This is a genomic window from Micromonospora sp. NBC_00362, from assembly GCF_026342155.1.
In the GTDB taxonomy this organism is placed as follows: domain Bacteria; phylum Actinomycetota; class Actinomycetes; order Mycobacteriales; family Micromonosporaceae; genus Micromonospora; species Micromonospora hortensis.
In genome coordinates this window covers 5,826,617-5,840,581 of the sequence record NZ_JAPENH010000001.1, presented here as the reverse complement: position 1 = coordinate 5,840,581, position 13,965 = coordinate 5,826,617, and the positions used below count along the sequence as shown (strand labels likewise).

The window sequence follows — 13,965 nt, the reverse complement described above, 5'->3', positions numbered from 1 at the left end:
CGTCAGCCCCGGCTGCCGGCGAGGGTCACGCCGGTGACCTCGTCCACGGTGCGGATGGTCGCGAAGCGGCCAGCCAGCGCGTACTCGGTGCGGGTCACGATTTCCTCGTTCGTCAGGGTGCGCGGGTCGGCGAGGATCTCCGCGACCGTGGCGGTCTCCGGCAGGTCCCGGTGTGGGATGGGGAAGGTGAGCGTGGCGTCGGTGACGAAGGTCATCCGGTAGCCCAGGTCCGCGCCGACCCGGGCGGTGGTTTCCACGCACTGCTCGGTGCGGATGCCGCAGACGGTGATGTCGGTGATGCCCGCCTGGGTGAGCAGTTGCTGGAGGTTCGTCGTGGTGAACGCGTTGTGCGCGGTCTTGACCAGCGTCGGCTCACCCTCGGCGGGGACCAGCCCGTCGATCAGCCGGACGTAGGAGAGGACGGGGTCGAACAACCCGCCCGTTCCGGGCTCCGAGTGCAGGACCCACACCACCAGGTCGCCGCGCTGCCGGGCGGCAGTCACCAGCCGGTCGACCTGGCGGATCATGTCGGGGTTGGAGCCGTACGCCCAGATCGGGCGCTGGCGGAAGGACTCTTGCACGTCGATCACGACGAGTGCTGCTCTGCTCATGACGTCGATCCTGGTCGGACGGCGTTCGCGCCGGCAGACACCATTGTGCCCAGGTGCGGAACGATCCGGCCAACTACGGCGTGGGGGCGCGGTGTTCGGCGGCGGCGTCCAGAGCGGCGGCCTCCTCCGGTGTGGGCGCGCTGCCGCCCAGGTGCGCGGGCTGCCACCAGGTGTCGTCCGGGCCTGCCGGGGTGTCCGGATAATCCCGCTGCGCCCGGTCGACGAGGGCGCTGAGCCGGGAGGTCAGCTCGGCGGCCAGCACGTTCGGGTCCGGGAAGTCCGCCGGGTTGATCGGCCCGCCGATCAGGATGGTGATCGGCGTGTGCCGGCGGGTCAGGGTGCGCGGGCGGCCCTTGGTCCAGAGGCGCTGGGTGCCCCACAACGCGACAGGCAGCACAGGCACCTTGGCCGAGCGGGCCATCCGGACCGTGCCGCTCTTGAGCTCCTTGACGGTGAACGACCGGCTGATCGTCGCCTCGGGGAAGACGCCGACGACCTCGCCCTGCTTGAGCGCGCCCACGGCGGCGCGGAACGAGGCCGCGCCGGCCTGCCGGTCCACCGGAATGTGCCGCATCCCGCGCATCAGCGGGCCGGAGATCTTGTGCGTGAAGACCGAATCCTTGGCCATGAAGCGGACCAGCCGACCCGACGCGTTCGCGCCCAGACCGGCGAAGATGAAGTCGAGGTAGCTCACATGGTTGCTGGCCAGCACCGCCCCGCCCGTGCGGGGTACGTGGTGGGCGCCCTCGATCGTGATCTTCAGGTCGAGGACCCGGAACAGCGTCTTGGCGGCGGCGATAACGGGCGGGTACACGAGCTCCGGCATTCGCAGAATCTACCCTGACCGGCTGGGGATCGGCTGGGTGGCGGGACCGGCGGCGACGCGGATGGCGCGCCACCGCCGGCCCGGCGGTCCAGCCGGTCAGTCGGAGAGTTTGTTCAGGTCCAGTCGACCCCGGGCGAACGCGTCCACCCGCCCCCAACGACCGGGGATGTCCAGCACCTCGATGCGACCCATCCCCACCGGCAGCCGCGGCTCGACCGCCAGGTGACCCTCGTGCGGCTCCAGACCGAGCATGGTGCGCAGCAGCAACAGCGGCGTACCAGTCGACCAGGCCTGCGGGCTGCACGCCGTCGGGTACTCCACCGGGAACTTGGTCAACTCCCGCGGGTAGCCGCCGAACGCCTCCGGCAACCGGCCGTCGAAGTACGTGGCCGCGTCCAGGATGCCGTTGGCGATGGTCGCGGCCTCCTCGGCGAAGCCGTAGCGGCGCAGACCCCAGGCGATGAACGAGTTGTCGAACGGCCAGATCGTGCCGTTGTGGTAGCCGATGGGGTTGTAGCGGGCCTCCCCCTCGGCGAGGGTGCGCACCCCCCAGCCGGAGAAGAGCCGCGGCCCGACCAGGTGCGCGGCGAGCTTCTCCGCCCGCTCGGGTTCGACGATCCCGCTCCACAGCAGGTGGCCGATGTTGGAGCTGAGGATGTCGCACTGCCGGCCGTCCGGGTCCAGGGCCAGGGCGAAGTACTCCCCGTCGTCCACCCACCAGTCCCTGTTGAACCGTTCCTTCAGCTCTGCCGCCTCCCGCTCCAACTGGTCGGCGAACTCCGGGTCACCCCAGAACTCGCGCGCCAACCGGGCCGCGCGGACCTTCGCGTCGTACGCGTACCCCTGCACCTCGCAGGTGGCCCGTGGGAACGGCGGCAGCGTGCCGTCGGAGTAGGAGATCGAGTCCCAGGAGTCCTTCCAGCACTGGTTCTCCAGGCCGGTGTCGGTGTTGCGTCGCTCGTACCAGATGTAGCCGGTGCCGACCAGGTCGGCGTAGTTGTCGATCCACCTCAGCGCCGCCCGGGACTCCTGCTCCAGCTCCTTGACCAGCGCGACGTCCCCGCTCCACCGCTCGTACTCGTCGAGCAGCACGATGAACAGCGGCGTCGCGTCGACCGAGCCGTAGTACGGCGAGTGGGGCTGCTCCTCGAAGGCCGCGGTCTCGCCGTAGCGCATCTCGTGCAGGATGCGCCCCGGGTCCTCGTCCCGGAAGTCGTCGAACCGGCTGCCCTGCAGCGACGCCAGGATGCGTAGCGTCGTCTTCGACAACTGCGGGGTGAACGGCAGCGTCTGTAGGCAGGTGAGGATGCTGTCCCGGCCGAACATGGTCATGAACCAGGGCAGACCGGCGGCGGGCAGGGTGGCGCCGCCCAGCGACAGTGGCGAGAAACGCAGCGCCGCCAGGTCGATCAGACTGCGCCGGTACGTGCTGGCCACCCGGCCGTGCTCACTGTTGACCTTCGGTGCGTCGGCGATCCACTTCTCCAGGTCGTGCTGGAGGGCGAGCCGCTCGGTGCCGTGTTTGCGCAGCCCGAACCGCAGGTCCCGGCCGCCGGGCCCGACCGCGTGGGTCTGCACGTCGATCGAGGCATCCCACTGCTCGTTGGGCTCCAGGTGCACCGTGTACGCGAAGCCCTTGCTGTCGTAGCGGGCCGACATCGACGACGAGATGATCGTCTCCCGCTGGAAGTTTCCCCGCCGGTACCCGAGCCGCAGCCGGTCCGACTCCACCTCGGTGTAGATCTCGCCCTTCTTGTTCAGGATCTCGTCCTTGACCTGGAACAGGTCGGCGAAGTCCGACGCCGCGTCCATCCGGACTTCCAGGTCGACGGGCTTCTCGTCGTGGTTGAGGATGGTCAACTGCTCACAGAAGCTGCCGCCCACTGTGCGCTCCCGGATGATCGACAGCTTCGCGTCCACGTAGTGCGTGGCCATCCCCGGGACCAGGAAGAATCGCGACTCGAAGTACTGCAGGTCGTCGTAGGAGAGCGAGTTGAGTCGCTCACCGTTGACCGTCAGCACCCACGTCGACAGGAACCGGGTGTCGATGGAGAACAGCCCGGTGGGCTCGCTCGGCGTCGCCTCGATGTCACCGGTGTCCTCGCAGACGACGAACGTGTTGCCGTCCAGGATCCGGATCGTGTTGCTCTGCCCCATCAGTGCACCTCCCCGGAGAATCGCCGACGCGGCCCACGGGCGTCCGGGGAACCCGGAAAGATCCGCTCCACCTGTACGACGAGACGAGCGTCACCGGACACCGTCATGTCCCCCCGCAACAGCGCCGCCAGGCCGTGCTCGCGCCCCGAGGCGATGTCGTCGAAGAGGACCGGGCTCGCGCCGATCACCGTGTCGGCCTCCTGGTCCTCCTGACTGACGTTCAGCCGGCCGTGGTCGATCCTCAGCAGCCAGTGCCGGGTCTGCGCCCCCTCGTGCAGGTCGATCCGCAGCGTCCCGGAGGTCTTGGCCAGCAGGGGTTCGTACCCCCGCCGGTCCAGGTCCTCGAAGAACCTCGTGGTCGCGTCCACCATCGGGTCCACTCCTCCCAGTTGCCGGGCCGGGGATCCCACCCACCGCGCTCGCGTCGCACGGACGGCCGGCGTTGCACGTCCCCGCACGGGTCCCCGCCACTCCCCCGGCCAACCTCGCCCAATTCGGGTGACCCGACCTTGATCACCCACCCCGCCCTGCGCCGGTGATCAAGAGCTTTGCGTCATCGCTTCCGGCGTGTCGCGACGCGAACCTCTTGATCACCGAAGGGGTGGAGACGCCACAGCGCCGGCCCTCCCGGACGGGAGAGCCGGCGCGCGCCGCGGCGGACGGGTCAGTTGTTCGGGTCGTCGGCGCTGATGTCGGCCAGGACCGACTGCGGTTCGCGCTCGACAGCGAGGTCACCCATCGACACCAGGCCGATCAGGCGCCCGTCGTCGATCACCGGAAGTCGGCGTACGGCGTACGTCCGCATCAGGTCCGCGGCGGCCACGGCATCGTCGTACTGACTCACCGTGATCACGTCGCGAGTGGTGATTTGACTCAACCGGGTCGAGCCCGGGTCCATGTTCTCCGCGACACCTCGGACCGTGATGTCCCGGTCCGTGACGATGCCAACGACGCTGTCGCCGTCGGTCACCACCACATCACCTATCGCGCTGTCGCGCATCTCCTGCGCGGCGGCGATGAGCGTGTCGTTGCCGTCCATCGTCACCAACCGGGTCGTCATGAACTCTCCGACCGTTGTCATGGTGCTCCCCTCTCGGTGTTCGGCACGGCCCGTCTACCCGCCGCCCGGGAGGGGGTAACGCCGACGGCCCCGGCCTATCCGCGCGGGTGTCGCAGGCGTCGAAGTTCGTAGAGGCCGCTGCTGGTCAGGCTGTAGAACACCGGCAGCAGCAGGAAGATCACCAGCGCGAACAGCGGGCTGGTCACGAATCCGACCAGGATCGCCAGCGCGTACCCCAGGAGGCCGACCGCGGCCCGGGCCCGTTCGGCCGGGAAGAACCGAAGCGGCACCGTCTGGTCCAGCAGATCGTGATGCCGGGCGAGGTAGTGGTACAGCCCCAACCAGCTCACCGAGACCAGCACGCCGACCAGACCGTAGACGACCACGCCGGTCCGCTGGTCGGCCTGGTCGCCGTCCCGCATGGCCTGCGAGACGACCGAGGTGGCGAACGGCAGCAGCGCGGTGCTGAACAGCACTGCGAGGTTGTACCACTGGAGGGCCTTTCCGCTGTTCATCACCCGGTTGAAGGCGGCTCGGTGGTTCAGCCAGCCCACCGCCACGTACACGTACGACGTGACATAGGCGAGGTACGCGGGCCACTGCTCGACCAGCGCGTGCAACATCTGACCGCGGCCGACCCGGGGAGGCTGGAGGTCGAGCACCAGCAGCGTGATGATGATGGCGAAGACCCCGTCGCTGAACGACAACAGCCGGGAGGTTTCCCGCCGCAGGGGCGGCCCACCGGGACGGGTCTCGTCGCTGCTCGTTCCCGCGCCCATCGCCCATCCCCTCCCCGACGTCCCGCAACGGCAGATCAGCGCGGTATACCCGTCGACGGGCGGCACACCCGCCCACGGCGGCGCACGTCGACTCCGCTGCCTACCGTGGGCGGATGATGACGGGCGAGGAGGAGCTGCGGGACCTGGTCGCCGGCAGCGAATGGCTGACCCGGGCGCTGACAGTGGTGCGTGATTCCGGGCTGCCGGACGCCTGGATCGGCGCGGGCGCCCTGCGTGACCTGGTCTGGGGCGAGCGATACGGCCACGGGTTCGACCCGGCGCGGGTCCGCGACGTGGACGTGGTCTTCTTCGACCCGGCGAGGCTGACCCGCGTCGACGACGACCGGGCCACCGCGCTACTGGCGGGAATGTGGCCGCAGCCGCCGTGGCAGGCGCGCAACCAGGCGGCGGTGCACACCTGGTACGCGGCCAGGTTCGGCGGCGACCCGATCAAGCCGTACCGAAGCGTGGCCGAGGCGGTCGCCACCTGGCCGGAGTACGCGACAGCCGTGGCCGTCCGCCTGGACCCGGACGGCCGACTCACGGTCTGCGCCCCGTACGGCCTGACGGATCTGCTGGTCGGGGTGTGGCGGCACAACCCGGCTCGGGTGGATGTGGACCGGTCGCGGCAGCGGTTGGCCCGGCACCGCCCGGCGCAGCGCTGGCCCGGCGTGACAGTGATCGAGCCGGGCTGATCGGCTGTGGGCGGTCTCCGTTGGGCGGGTCAGCCTCGGGGCGGCATCCCGTAGATCCGCTCGACGTGCAGGCGTAGCACTATCCGCCCCTCGTCGACCATTGCCTGGCGGTACTCGTCCCAGTCGGGGTGTTCGCCGCTGAGCCCTCGGTAGAGCGCCACCAACTCCTCGACAGTCTCGTCGCCGAGTTCGGTCGCCGGCGGGCTGAGTTCGGCGCGACCCTCGACCACCGCGTACGCCCAACCGTCCTCGCTGCTCACGTGGAAGCTGGCACGCGGGTCGCGGCGCAGGTTGGCGGTCTTGGCGCGGCCGTCGGTGACCGAGACCCGGATCAGGCCCGCGTCCCGGTCGAAGGAGTAGAGCACCGTCGACAGCTGCGGACGCCCGTCTCGTTTGATGGTGGCGAGCACGCCCATCGAGCGGCCGGCCACCAGATCGGTCAACGCCTGCTGGGTGCGGTCATCCGGCATGGTGTCCTCCAGGTTGGACGATCGTCTCCGACCCATCCAAGCACGACCTGCCGGCCGCCGCGGGCGACCACCCGCAACGGCGGGGCGACCACCCGGAATGGCACCGAGCCCTCGCCGACGGACGGCGAGGGCTCGGTGTTCTCGGCGATTCGTGTCGGTCAGCGGCGCTCTGCGGCGACCAGTTCGGCGAGTTGCACAGCGTTCAGCGCGGCGCCCTTGCGCAGGTTGTCGTTGGAGCAGAACAGCGCCAGCCCGTACTCGACGGTCTCGTCGGCGCGGATCCGGCCCACGTAGGTCGGGTCCTGGCCGGCGGCCTGCAACGGCGTCGGGACGTCGGTCAGTGCCACCCCGGGCGCGTCGGCCAGCAGTTCGTGGGCGCGCTGCGGGGTGAGCGGCCGAGCGAACCGTGCGTTGATCTGGAGCGAGTGCCCGGTGAAGACCGGCACCCGGACGCAGGTGCCGGAGACCAACAGGTCGGGAATCTCCAGGATCTTGCGGCTCTCGTTGCGGAGCTTCTGCTCCTCGTCGGTCTCGAACGAGCCGTCGTCGACGATCGAACCGGCCAGCGGGAGGACGTTGAAGGCGATCGGCTGGGTGAACGAACGGGGCGCGGGGAACTCCACGGCCGATCCGTCGAAGGCCAGCCCGGCGGCGTGCTCGGCCACCTTACGGACCTGCTCGTCCAGCTCGGCGACGCCGGCCAGCCCGGCGCCGGAGACCGCCTGGTAGGTGGAGACGACCAGGCCGACCAGGCCGGCCTCGGCGTGCAACGGACGCAGCACCGGCATCGCGGCCATCGTGGTGCAGTTCGGGTTGGCGATGATGCCCTTGGGTCGGTCCAGGGCGGCGTGCGGGTTGACCTCGGCGACCACCAGCGGCACCTGCGGGTCCATCCGGAACGCCGACGAGTTGTCGATCACCACGGCGCCGGCCTCGGCGACCCGGGGCGCCAACTCGCGAGCGGTGCCCTTACCGGCCGAGAAGAGCACGATGTCCAGCTCGGAATAGTCGGCGGTCGCGGCGTCCTCGACTGTCACCTCGCCGTCGCGCCACGGCAGCGTACGCCCGGCGGACCGCGCCGAGGCGAACAACCGCACCTGCTCCGCTGGGAACTCCCGCTCCGCCAGCACCTGCCGCATCACGCCACCGACCTGGCCGGTGGCCCCCACAATGCCGATCCTCATGCCCGCGAGGCTACCGACCCCACCCCCGAAACCGGGACCCCTTTCCCACCCCCCGGGTCCCACCTCACAGCCCGCCCTACATCTGTCGATCAAGAGATTCGCGTCAGAAACCGTGCTCCGGATGACGCAAACCTCTTGATCAACGGCGTTCGTCCGGTGCGGGTCAGGGGAGGAGATCTCCCAGGGCGGTGGCTTGCAGGTCGTCGCGGATCACCGCGGCGTCGCCCTCGATGACCAGGGTCAGAGCTTCCGGGTGCAGGTGGGTGGCTGCCGCCGCCGAGACCTGGTCCACGTCGGCGGAGAGCAGCGACTCGCGCAACCGCGCGTGGTAGTCGTCCGGCAGGTCGTGCACCACCAGGGTGGTCAGCGCGGAGGCGATCGCCCGGGGGCTCTGCAACTCGACCGAGAGCTGCCCGGCCCGCCAGGAGCGGGCCACCTCCAACTCCTCCTCGGTCACCCCGGTGGCCTGGGTACGGGTGATCTCGCCCACCGCCTCGACCAGGGCCGGCGCGGTGACCGCCGTCTGCACGCCGGAACTGACAGCGAACCGACCGAACCGCCGCGACGCGGCGAAGTCGCCCCGGATGCCGTAGGTGTAGCCGTGCACCTCCCGCAGCAGGTGGTTGAGTCGGGAGGTGAACGCCCCGCCGAGCACAGTGCCGGCGAGCGTCATCGGCACGTGGTCGGGGTGCGCCCGGTGTGGCGACGGGTGGCCCAGCCGCAGCGTGGACTGCACCGATCCGGGTCGGTCCACCAGGATGATCCGCCGACCGCCGTGCAGCGGCACCTCGATGGGACCGCCCCGTTCGGTGGGGCCACCACCGGTGCCGGCGAACGCCGCGGCGGCCAGCGCGTCCAGGTCGATCCGGTCCAGGTCACCGGCGACGATCAGGGTGCCGGGGCGCAGGAACCACTCCGAGTGGAAGACGGTCACGTCCTCCACGTCCAACCCGGCGACCGACTCCGGGTCGCCGTGCATCGGCCGCCCCCAGCGGTTCTGCGCGCCGAACAGGTCGGCCCGCAGCGCGGCATCGGCGCGCGGCCCGGGGTTGGCCCAGTCCATCCGGAGCGCGGTCGCCTCGTCGTCGCGGACCCGACGTACGTCGGCGGGGTCGAGCCTGGGCGTCCGGACCGCCTCGGCGAGCAGTTCCACGGCCGCGCTCAGCCGGTCCACCGGGATCACCACGCTGGCCTGGAACGAGTCCCAGTCCAGACCGGTCGACAACGCGGTGCCGAGCCCCTCGACGGCGAGCGCGTACGCGGCGGCGTCCCGCTGCGCGGTCCCCTCCTCCAGCGCCTTGGCCAGCACACCGGACAGCCCCTCCTTGCCGACCGGCTCCTGGCCCGCGCCCACGTCGAGCAGCAGCAGGGCCACGGCGAGGTTCTGCCCCGGCAGGTGCGCGGCGACGACCTGACCACCGGCCACGGCGCGGCGGACCACCGGCGGGAACCGGTACGGGCGGGCGGCACCCGGGCCGGGACGGTCGGCGATCAGCGTCATGAGGTCTCCTCGGGCAGGTAGGTCAGGGTCACCCGGTCGGTGGCGAGCACCTCGGCGGCTGCCTCGGCGATCTGCTCGGCGGTGACCGCGAGCAGGGCCGGCAACTGCTCGGCGATGCGGGCCGGGTCACCGAACTGCGTGGTGTACCGGCCGAGCAGGTCCGCGCGGCCGTCGACGGTGGACAGCTGACGCCACCACCCGGTGCTGAGCAACGCCTTGGCCCGATCTAGCTCGGCGGCGGTGACCGGCACTGTGGCCAGCTCGTCGACGACCTCGGCCAGCCCTTCGGCCAGCCGCTCGGCGCTCACCCCGGGGCGGGCGGTGGCGGTGGCGATCAGCGGTGCCGGGGCGTGTGCGAGGTCCACCCCGTACGCCCCGACCAGGTCCGGTTGCGCGATCCGCTCGCCGTCGGCGAGGCGCTGGTAGAGCCGGCTGCCCCGGCCGCTGCCCAGGATGGTGGCGAGCACGGTGATCACGTTGTATCCCGGGCTGCCGAACGGGTAGCTGCGGTGGGCGATGTAGACCCGTGGCGCCGGCACATCGGCGCTCACCGACTCGACGGCCGTCTGCCCGGTGGCGGGGACGTTGCGGCCGTCCGGTGCCGGCGGGATGTCGTCGCGGGCGGGCAGCGCGCCGAAGTACTTGTCGGCGAGCGCGAACACGTCGGAGGCGGTGGCGTCGCCGACCACGGTCAGCACCGCGTTGTTCGGCGCGTAGTAGGTCTGGTGGAACGCCTGGAAGGTGGCCAGGTCGGCGGCGTTCAGGTCGGCCATCGAACCGATCGTCGCGTGGTGGTAGGGGTGCCCCGGCGGGTAGAGCAGCGGAAGCAACCGCAGCCAGGCGTCGCCGTATGGCACGTTCTCGTAGCGCTGCCGGCGTTCGTTCTTCACCACGTCCCGCTGGTTGTCCAGCGTCTCCTGGGTGAGGGCGGGGACCAGGCCGCCCATCCGGTCGGCCTCCAACCAGAGCGCCAGCTCCAGGTGCTCGGCCGGAACCGTCTCGAAATAGTTGGTCCGGTCCGGGTTGGTGGTGGCGTTGAGCGAGCCGCCGGAGCCCTGGATCAGCTTCATGTGCTCGGTCTTCGCCACGTTCACCGAACCCTCGAACATCAGGTGCTCGAAGAGGTGGGCGAAACCGGTCTGCCCAGCCGGCTCGTGCCGGGAGCCGACGTCGTACCAGAGGTTGATGGCCACGGCGGGCGCGGTGCGATCCTCACTCACCACCACGCGCAGGCCGTTGTCCAGTCGGGACGTCTGAATGGGCCAGGGGTAACCGCTGTCGGGCATGCCCCCGACGCTATCCGATCTCGGAGGCGGAAAGGTGACGTGCCGTCGGTCGGCGAGCCGACCTGGGCGGCATCGGAGCCGCCGCGCGGGGTACCGGGAAGCAATGACCGTCACCCCGCCTCCGTCCCGGGCCGCCGGCCGGGCCGCCACCGCCGTCGAACGCGCCAGCACGGCACTCGGCCGGCTGCGCCGTGGCCGGTTGCTGCATCCGGCCGGTCGCTCGTTCGTCGGCGAGACGGTGATCTGGGGTACGCCCGGACCGCCAACCGGTGTCGCTCTGCTGGACCACCCCGGCCGGTACCGGACCAGCATCCGGCTCTCCAAGGGGACGCCCACGCCCGGCAGTTGGCCGGACGTTCTTGGCCTCGCGCTGCGCCTGCACCGCGGCGACGGCCGGCCGTTCGACCTGCTGGTCAGCTCCAGCGGCGCGGCCCCGGTGCTGCGGAACCTGCCGCTGCCCCGACGCCGCTTCACGGGCACGTACAGCACGATCACGTGCTACCGCGCGGGTCGGCGCCGCCTCTGGCTGGCCGCGCTGGCCGACCCCGACTCGGCCGACCTCGGTCGCAGCCTGGCCACGGCGGCCGCCGTGACCCGGACGGACACCCCGCGTCTGGTGCTCGCGGTCGCGTCGGCGGTGGGGCCGTGGCGGCTGGTCGGGCAGGTCAGTCTCGGTGCCCAGCTCAGCGCCGAGGAGGACGCGGCGCTCGCGTTCGACCCGGTGCGCAACCTGCCACCCGAACTGCGGGTGGCAGGTCCGCTGGCCTGGCTGCGAGACCAGACCTACCGGGGGTCGCGCCGGGCCCGTGGGGCGACAGCTCAGTCCGGCGGTTCGACCGCCACCACTGTCTGATCCGAGGTACGACGCTCCAGCACCGTGTCCGGGGCGGCGTTCTGGTCCGCCTCGCGGATGTCCGAGTCGGCGAGGATGGCCTCCGCCTGCGCCTCCGGGTCGTCGCTGCCCACCGCCCTCTCCTCGGGCAGGAGGTGGTGCGCGCGGGACTCCACCCGGTCCTGATCGCTCTGCTCGTGTGTCATGGCACCCCTGTTACCCCGACCGCGCCCCCGGCACGCGATCTTCGCCCCGCATCTTGGGACGACAGGACGGGAGACCCCGTTTGGTCGGGTACGCTGGCCCGGTGACGCGTTCCTATCGATGGTTTAGGCAGCCGGCTCGCACGCCGGTGACTTCACTATGAACTGACGTCACCACAGACCGAGCCGGCCGGGCAGGAGCTGTCGTTCCTGCCCTTTTGCGTACGAGCAGCCGGCTCGTCCCGGGCACCGGCCCCGGGCACGGTCGGCGGAAGGATGCCCACCGTGACGACCCCGGAGACTGATCGGGTCAGCGATCAGCGAATCGACCGTGTCGTGCCGCTGACCACGCCCGCCCTGCTGCACCACGAGTTACCCCTGGACGCCCCGCTCGCGTCGGCCGTGTTGACCGGCCGCCGCGCGGTCGGCCGCGTGCTGGACCGCGAGGACGACCGCCTGCTGGTGGTGGTCGGCCCCTGCTCGGTGCATGACCCGGCCGCCGCCCTGGACTACGCGCAGCGCCTTCGGACGGCTGCCGACCGGCTCGCCGACGACCTGCTGATCGTCATGCGGGTCTACTTCGAGAAGCCGCGCTCGACTGTCGGTTGGAAGGGCCTGATCAACGATCCCGGCCTGGACGGCAGTGGGGACGTCAACACCGGTCTGCGGCTGGCCCGTGCGCTGCTGCTCGACGTGCTCCGCCTCGGCCTGCCGGTGGGTTGCGAGTTCCTCGACCCGATCACCCCGCAGTACATCGCGGACACGGTGGCCTGGGGCGCGATCGGTGCCCGCACCGTGGAGAGCCAGGTGCACCGCCAGCTCGCCTCCGGCCTGTCCATGCCGATCGGCATGAAGAACCGCCCGGACGGCAGCATCGGCACGGCCGTGGACGCGATCCGCGCCGCCGGGGTGCCGCACGTCTTCCCCGGCATCGACTTCTCCGGCACCCCGGCGATCCTGCACACCCGGGGCAACACCGACGGGCACCTGGTGTTGCGCGGTGGGGGCGGCCGGCCCAACTACGACGCCGGGTCAGTCGCCGGGGCACTCGACCTGCTCCGCGCCGCCGACCTGCCGGAGCGGCTGGTGATCGACGCCAGTCACGCCAACAGCGGCAAGGACCACCGCAACCAGCCGCTGGTCGCCGCGGACGTGGCCGCCCAGATGGCCGCCGGCCAGCGGGGTATCACCGGCGTGATGCTGGAGTCCTTCCTGCTGCCCGGCCGGCAGGAACTCGACCCGACCCGGGAGCTGGAGTACGGCCGGTCGGTCACCGACGCCTGCCTGGGCTGGGACGACACCGCCGAGGTGCTCGACCACCTCGCCTCGGCCGTGCGGGCCCGCCGGGCCACCCTGCCGACGACGGTGTGACAGCCGACACCGCTGCCCGCGGAACACGAGCGGGGGTCGGCTCGTTGACTGGGGTGTCGGTGTGTCCAGTGTCCCCGGGCCTCACCTAAATAGCCTTCGCGGAATACCGTCCGGCTGGAGCCGCGTAGTGCCACTCGCCGAGAGGCGACCTGCACACCGACACCAGCGCCGCCCCCGGCCCACAAGGCCGGGGGCGGCGCTGTCTGTATTCGGCGAACACCAGCGGACGGACCGGCCTGGCCGAGAGGGCCGAGCAACATCACCCTCGCCCTCCTTCGCCCCCGCTACGTCGTTGCCTCCCTTTGCTCTGCGCCCGCCCTTTGCTCTGCACCCGCCCGCGCACCACCTACCGAGCGTGACTGTCGCCTGGGCGGGTGCAGAGCAAAGGAGGATTCGAGGGGCTGTCGGCCGAGAGCGCAGGCCGCCACCGGGGTGACGTTTGACCGATTCCGCCCCGGGTAGCTGATCGACGTGACCGACGACGCATCTGTGGCCGGCGAGCCGGACACCCAGGCCCTCGACGACCTGCTCGACGACATCTTCCGGGCGCAGGAGCGGGTCACCCAGGCGGAGATCTATCGCCGGGCGGTGGCCGCCGAGCTTCCACCGGACCTGCTCGCCCGCATCGACGCGCTTCCCGAGGGCGAGTACGCGGTGGACGAGGCCAGCGACCTGCTGGGCGGTTCCATCGGCTGAGCGACCTGGGCGGCACCATCGCGTGAATGACCGCAGGAGGGACATCGACATGACGCACCACGAGGACCACGACGAGAAGGTGCCGGCGCTGGGTCAGCCACCGAAGGGCAGGGACACCACGCCCGAGCCGGACTTCGCCAACGAGCACGACCGCACGGCGGTGGATCGGGACATCATCACCGGGGCGGACGAGGACGAACGGGAGCCGGAGTCGCCGCACGGTTGGTCCGGCATGCAACGTTGAGGCGTACGCGAAAAGGGGGGCCGGTGTCTGCCGGCCCCCTTTCCCGTCCC

The 13,965-nt window shown here is 71.1% G+C and carries 16 protein-coding genes; 5 read left to right on the top strand and 11 right to left on the bottom strand.

Going from position 1 to position 13,965, the window contains the following annotated elements; genetic code table 11:
* Positions 1-2 precede the first annotated feature (2 nt).
* From OG992_RS26940 to OG992_RS26915, 6 genes are all read right to left on the bottom strand, one after another.
* A complete protein-coding gene (locus tag OG992_RS26940) occupies positions 3-611 on the bottom strand; it encodes a cysteine hydrolase family protein (protein WP_266304583.1) in 609 nt (202 codons plus the stop codon).
* Between the two features lie 73 nt (positions 612-684).
* On the bottom strand, positions 685-1,437 hold the full coding sequence (locus tag OG992_RS26935) for a 1-acyl-sn-glycerol-3-phosphate acyltransferase (protein WP_266304582.1): 753 nt from the start codon (positions 1,435-1,437) through the stop codon (positions 685-687).
* Between the two features lie 96 nt (positions 1,438-1,533).
* On the bottom strand, positions 1,534-3,594 hold the full coding sequence (locus OG992_RS26930; RefSeq protein WP_238685492.1) for a glycogen debranching N-terminal domain-containing protein: 2,061 nt from the start codon (positions 3,592-3,594) through the stop codon (positions 1,534-1,536).
* Positions 3,594-3,965, bottom strand: coding sequence for an SCP2 sterol-binding domain-containing protein (locus tag OG992_RS26925; RefSeq protein ID WP_238685493.1), 372 nt, complete (start codon positions 3,963-3,965; stop codon positions 3,594-3,596). The genes OG992_RS26930 and OG992_RS26925 overlap by 1 nt, the downstream gene beginning before the upstream one ends.
* Positions 3,966-4,258: 293 nt before the next feature.
* Positions 4,259-4,675: a CBS domain-containing protein gene (locus tag OG992_RS26920; RefSeq protein ID WP_091405600.1), complete on the bottom strand. Its 417-nt coding sequence runs from the start codon at positions 4,673-4,675 to the stop codon at positions 4,259-4,261.
* Between the two features lie 74 nt (positions 4,676-4,749).
* Positions 4,750-5,433: a TMEM175 family protein gene (locus OG992_RS26915; protein ID WP_238685494.1), complete on the bottom strand. Its 684-nt coding sequence runs from the start codon at positions 5,431-5,433 to the stop codon at positions 4,750-4,752.
* A 113-nt stretch (positions 5,434-5,546) separates the two neighbouring features.
* Here OG992_RS26915 and OG992_RS26910 point away from each other — a divergent pair, with 113 nt between their 5' ends.
* The gene (locus OG992_RS26910) at positions 5,547-6,128 is read left to right on the top strand and encodes a nucleotidyltransferase family protein (protein WP_266304581.1); all 582 of its coding nucleotides are present in this window, start codon (positions 5,547-5,549) and stop codon (positions 6,126-6,128) included.
* 29 nt (positions 6,129-6,157) lie between these two features.
* On the opposite strand, the gene OG992_RS26905 is transcribed toward OG992_RS26910, so the two are convergent.
* From OG992_RS26905 to OG992_RS26890, 4 genes are all read right to left on the bottom strand, one after another.
* Positions 6,158-6,598 (bottom strand): PPOX class F420-dependent oxidoreductase, encoded by a 441-nt coding sequence (locus OG992_RS26905; protein ID WP_266305281.1) that lies wholly within the window; start codon positions 6,596-6,598, stop codon positions 6,158-6,160.
* 158 nt (positions 6,599-6,756) lie between these two features.
* Complete coding sequence (locus tag OG992_RS26900; RefSeq protein WP_196919411.1) at positions 6,757-7,782, bottom strand: aspartate-semialdehyde dehydrogenase; 1,026 nt, start codon at positions 7,780-7,782, stop codon at positions 6,757-6,759.
* Between the two features lie 163 nt (positions 7,783-7,945).
* Entirely contained in the window at positions 7,946-9,283 is a 1,338-nt protein-coding gene (locus OG992_RS26895) for a pitrilysin family protein (RefSeq protein WP_238685496.1), read from the bottom strand.
* Positions 9,280-10,569, bottom strand: a complete 1,290-nt coding sequence (locus OG992_RS26890) for a pitrilysin family protein (RefSeq protein ID WP_266304580.1) — start codon at positions 10,567-10,569, stop codon at positions 9,280-9,282. Before OG992_RS26890 ends, OG992_RS26895 begins: the two co-directional genes overlap by 4 nt.
* Before the next feature lie 103 nt (positions 10,570-10,672).
* Here OG992_RS26890 and OG992_RS26885 point away from each other — a divergent pair, with 103 nt between their 5' ends.
* Entirely contained in the window at positions 10,673-11,422 is a 750-nt protein-coding gene (locus tag OG992_RS26885) for a phosphodiesterase (RefSeq protein ID WP_266304579.1), read from the top strand.
* Here the strand turns inward: OG992_RS26885 and OG992_RS26880 are convergent.
* Entirely contained in the window at positions 11,389-11,607 is a 219-nt protein-coding gene (locus OG992_RS26880; protein ID WP_238685499.1) for a hypothetical protein, read from the bottom strand. The two genes, OG992_RS26885 and OG992_RS26880, sit on opposite strands and share 34 nt — an antisense overlap.
* A 273-nt stretch (positions 11,608-11,880) precedes the next feature.
* On the opposite strand from OG992_RS26880, the gene OG992_RS26875 reads away from it, so the two are divergent.
* From OG992_RS26875 to OG992_RS26865, 3 genes are all read left to right on the top strand, one after another.
* Positions 11,881-12,975, top strand: coding sequence for a 3-deoxy-7-phosphoheptulonate synthase (locus OG992_RS26875; RefSeq protein WP_238685500.1), 1,095 nt, complete (start codon positions 11,881-11,883; stop codon positions 12,973-12,975).
* 471 nt (positions 12,976-13,446) lie between these two features.
* A complete protein-coding gene (locus OG992_RS26870; protein WP_091405642.1) occupies positions 13,447-13,671 on the top strand; it encodes a hypothetical protein in 225 nt (74 codons plus the stop codon).
* Between the two features lie 49 nt (positions 13,672-13,720).
* On the top strand, positions 13,721-13,915 hold the full coding sequence (locus OG992_RS26865) for a hypothetical protein (protein WP_091405645.1): 195 nt from the start codon (positions 13,721-13,723) through the stop codon (positions 13,913-13,915).
* Positions 13,916-13,965 lie beyond the last annotated feature (50 nt).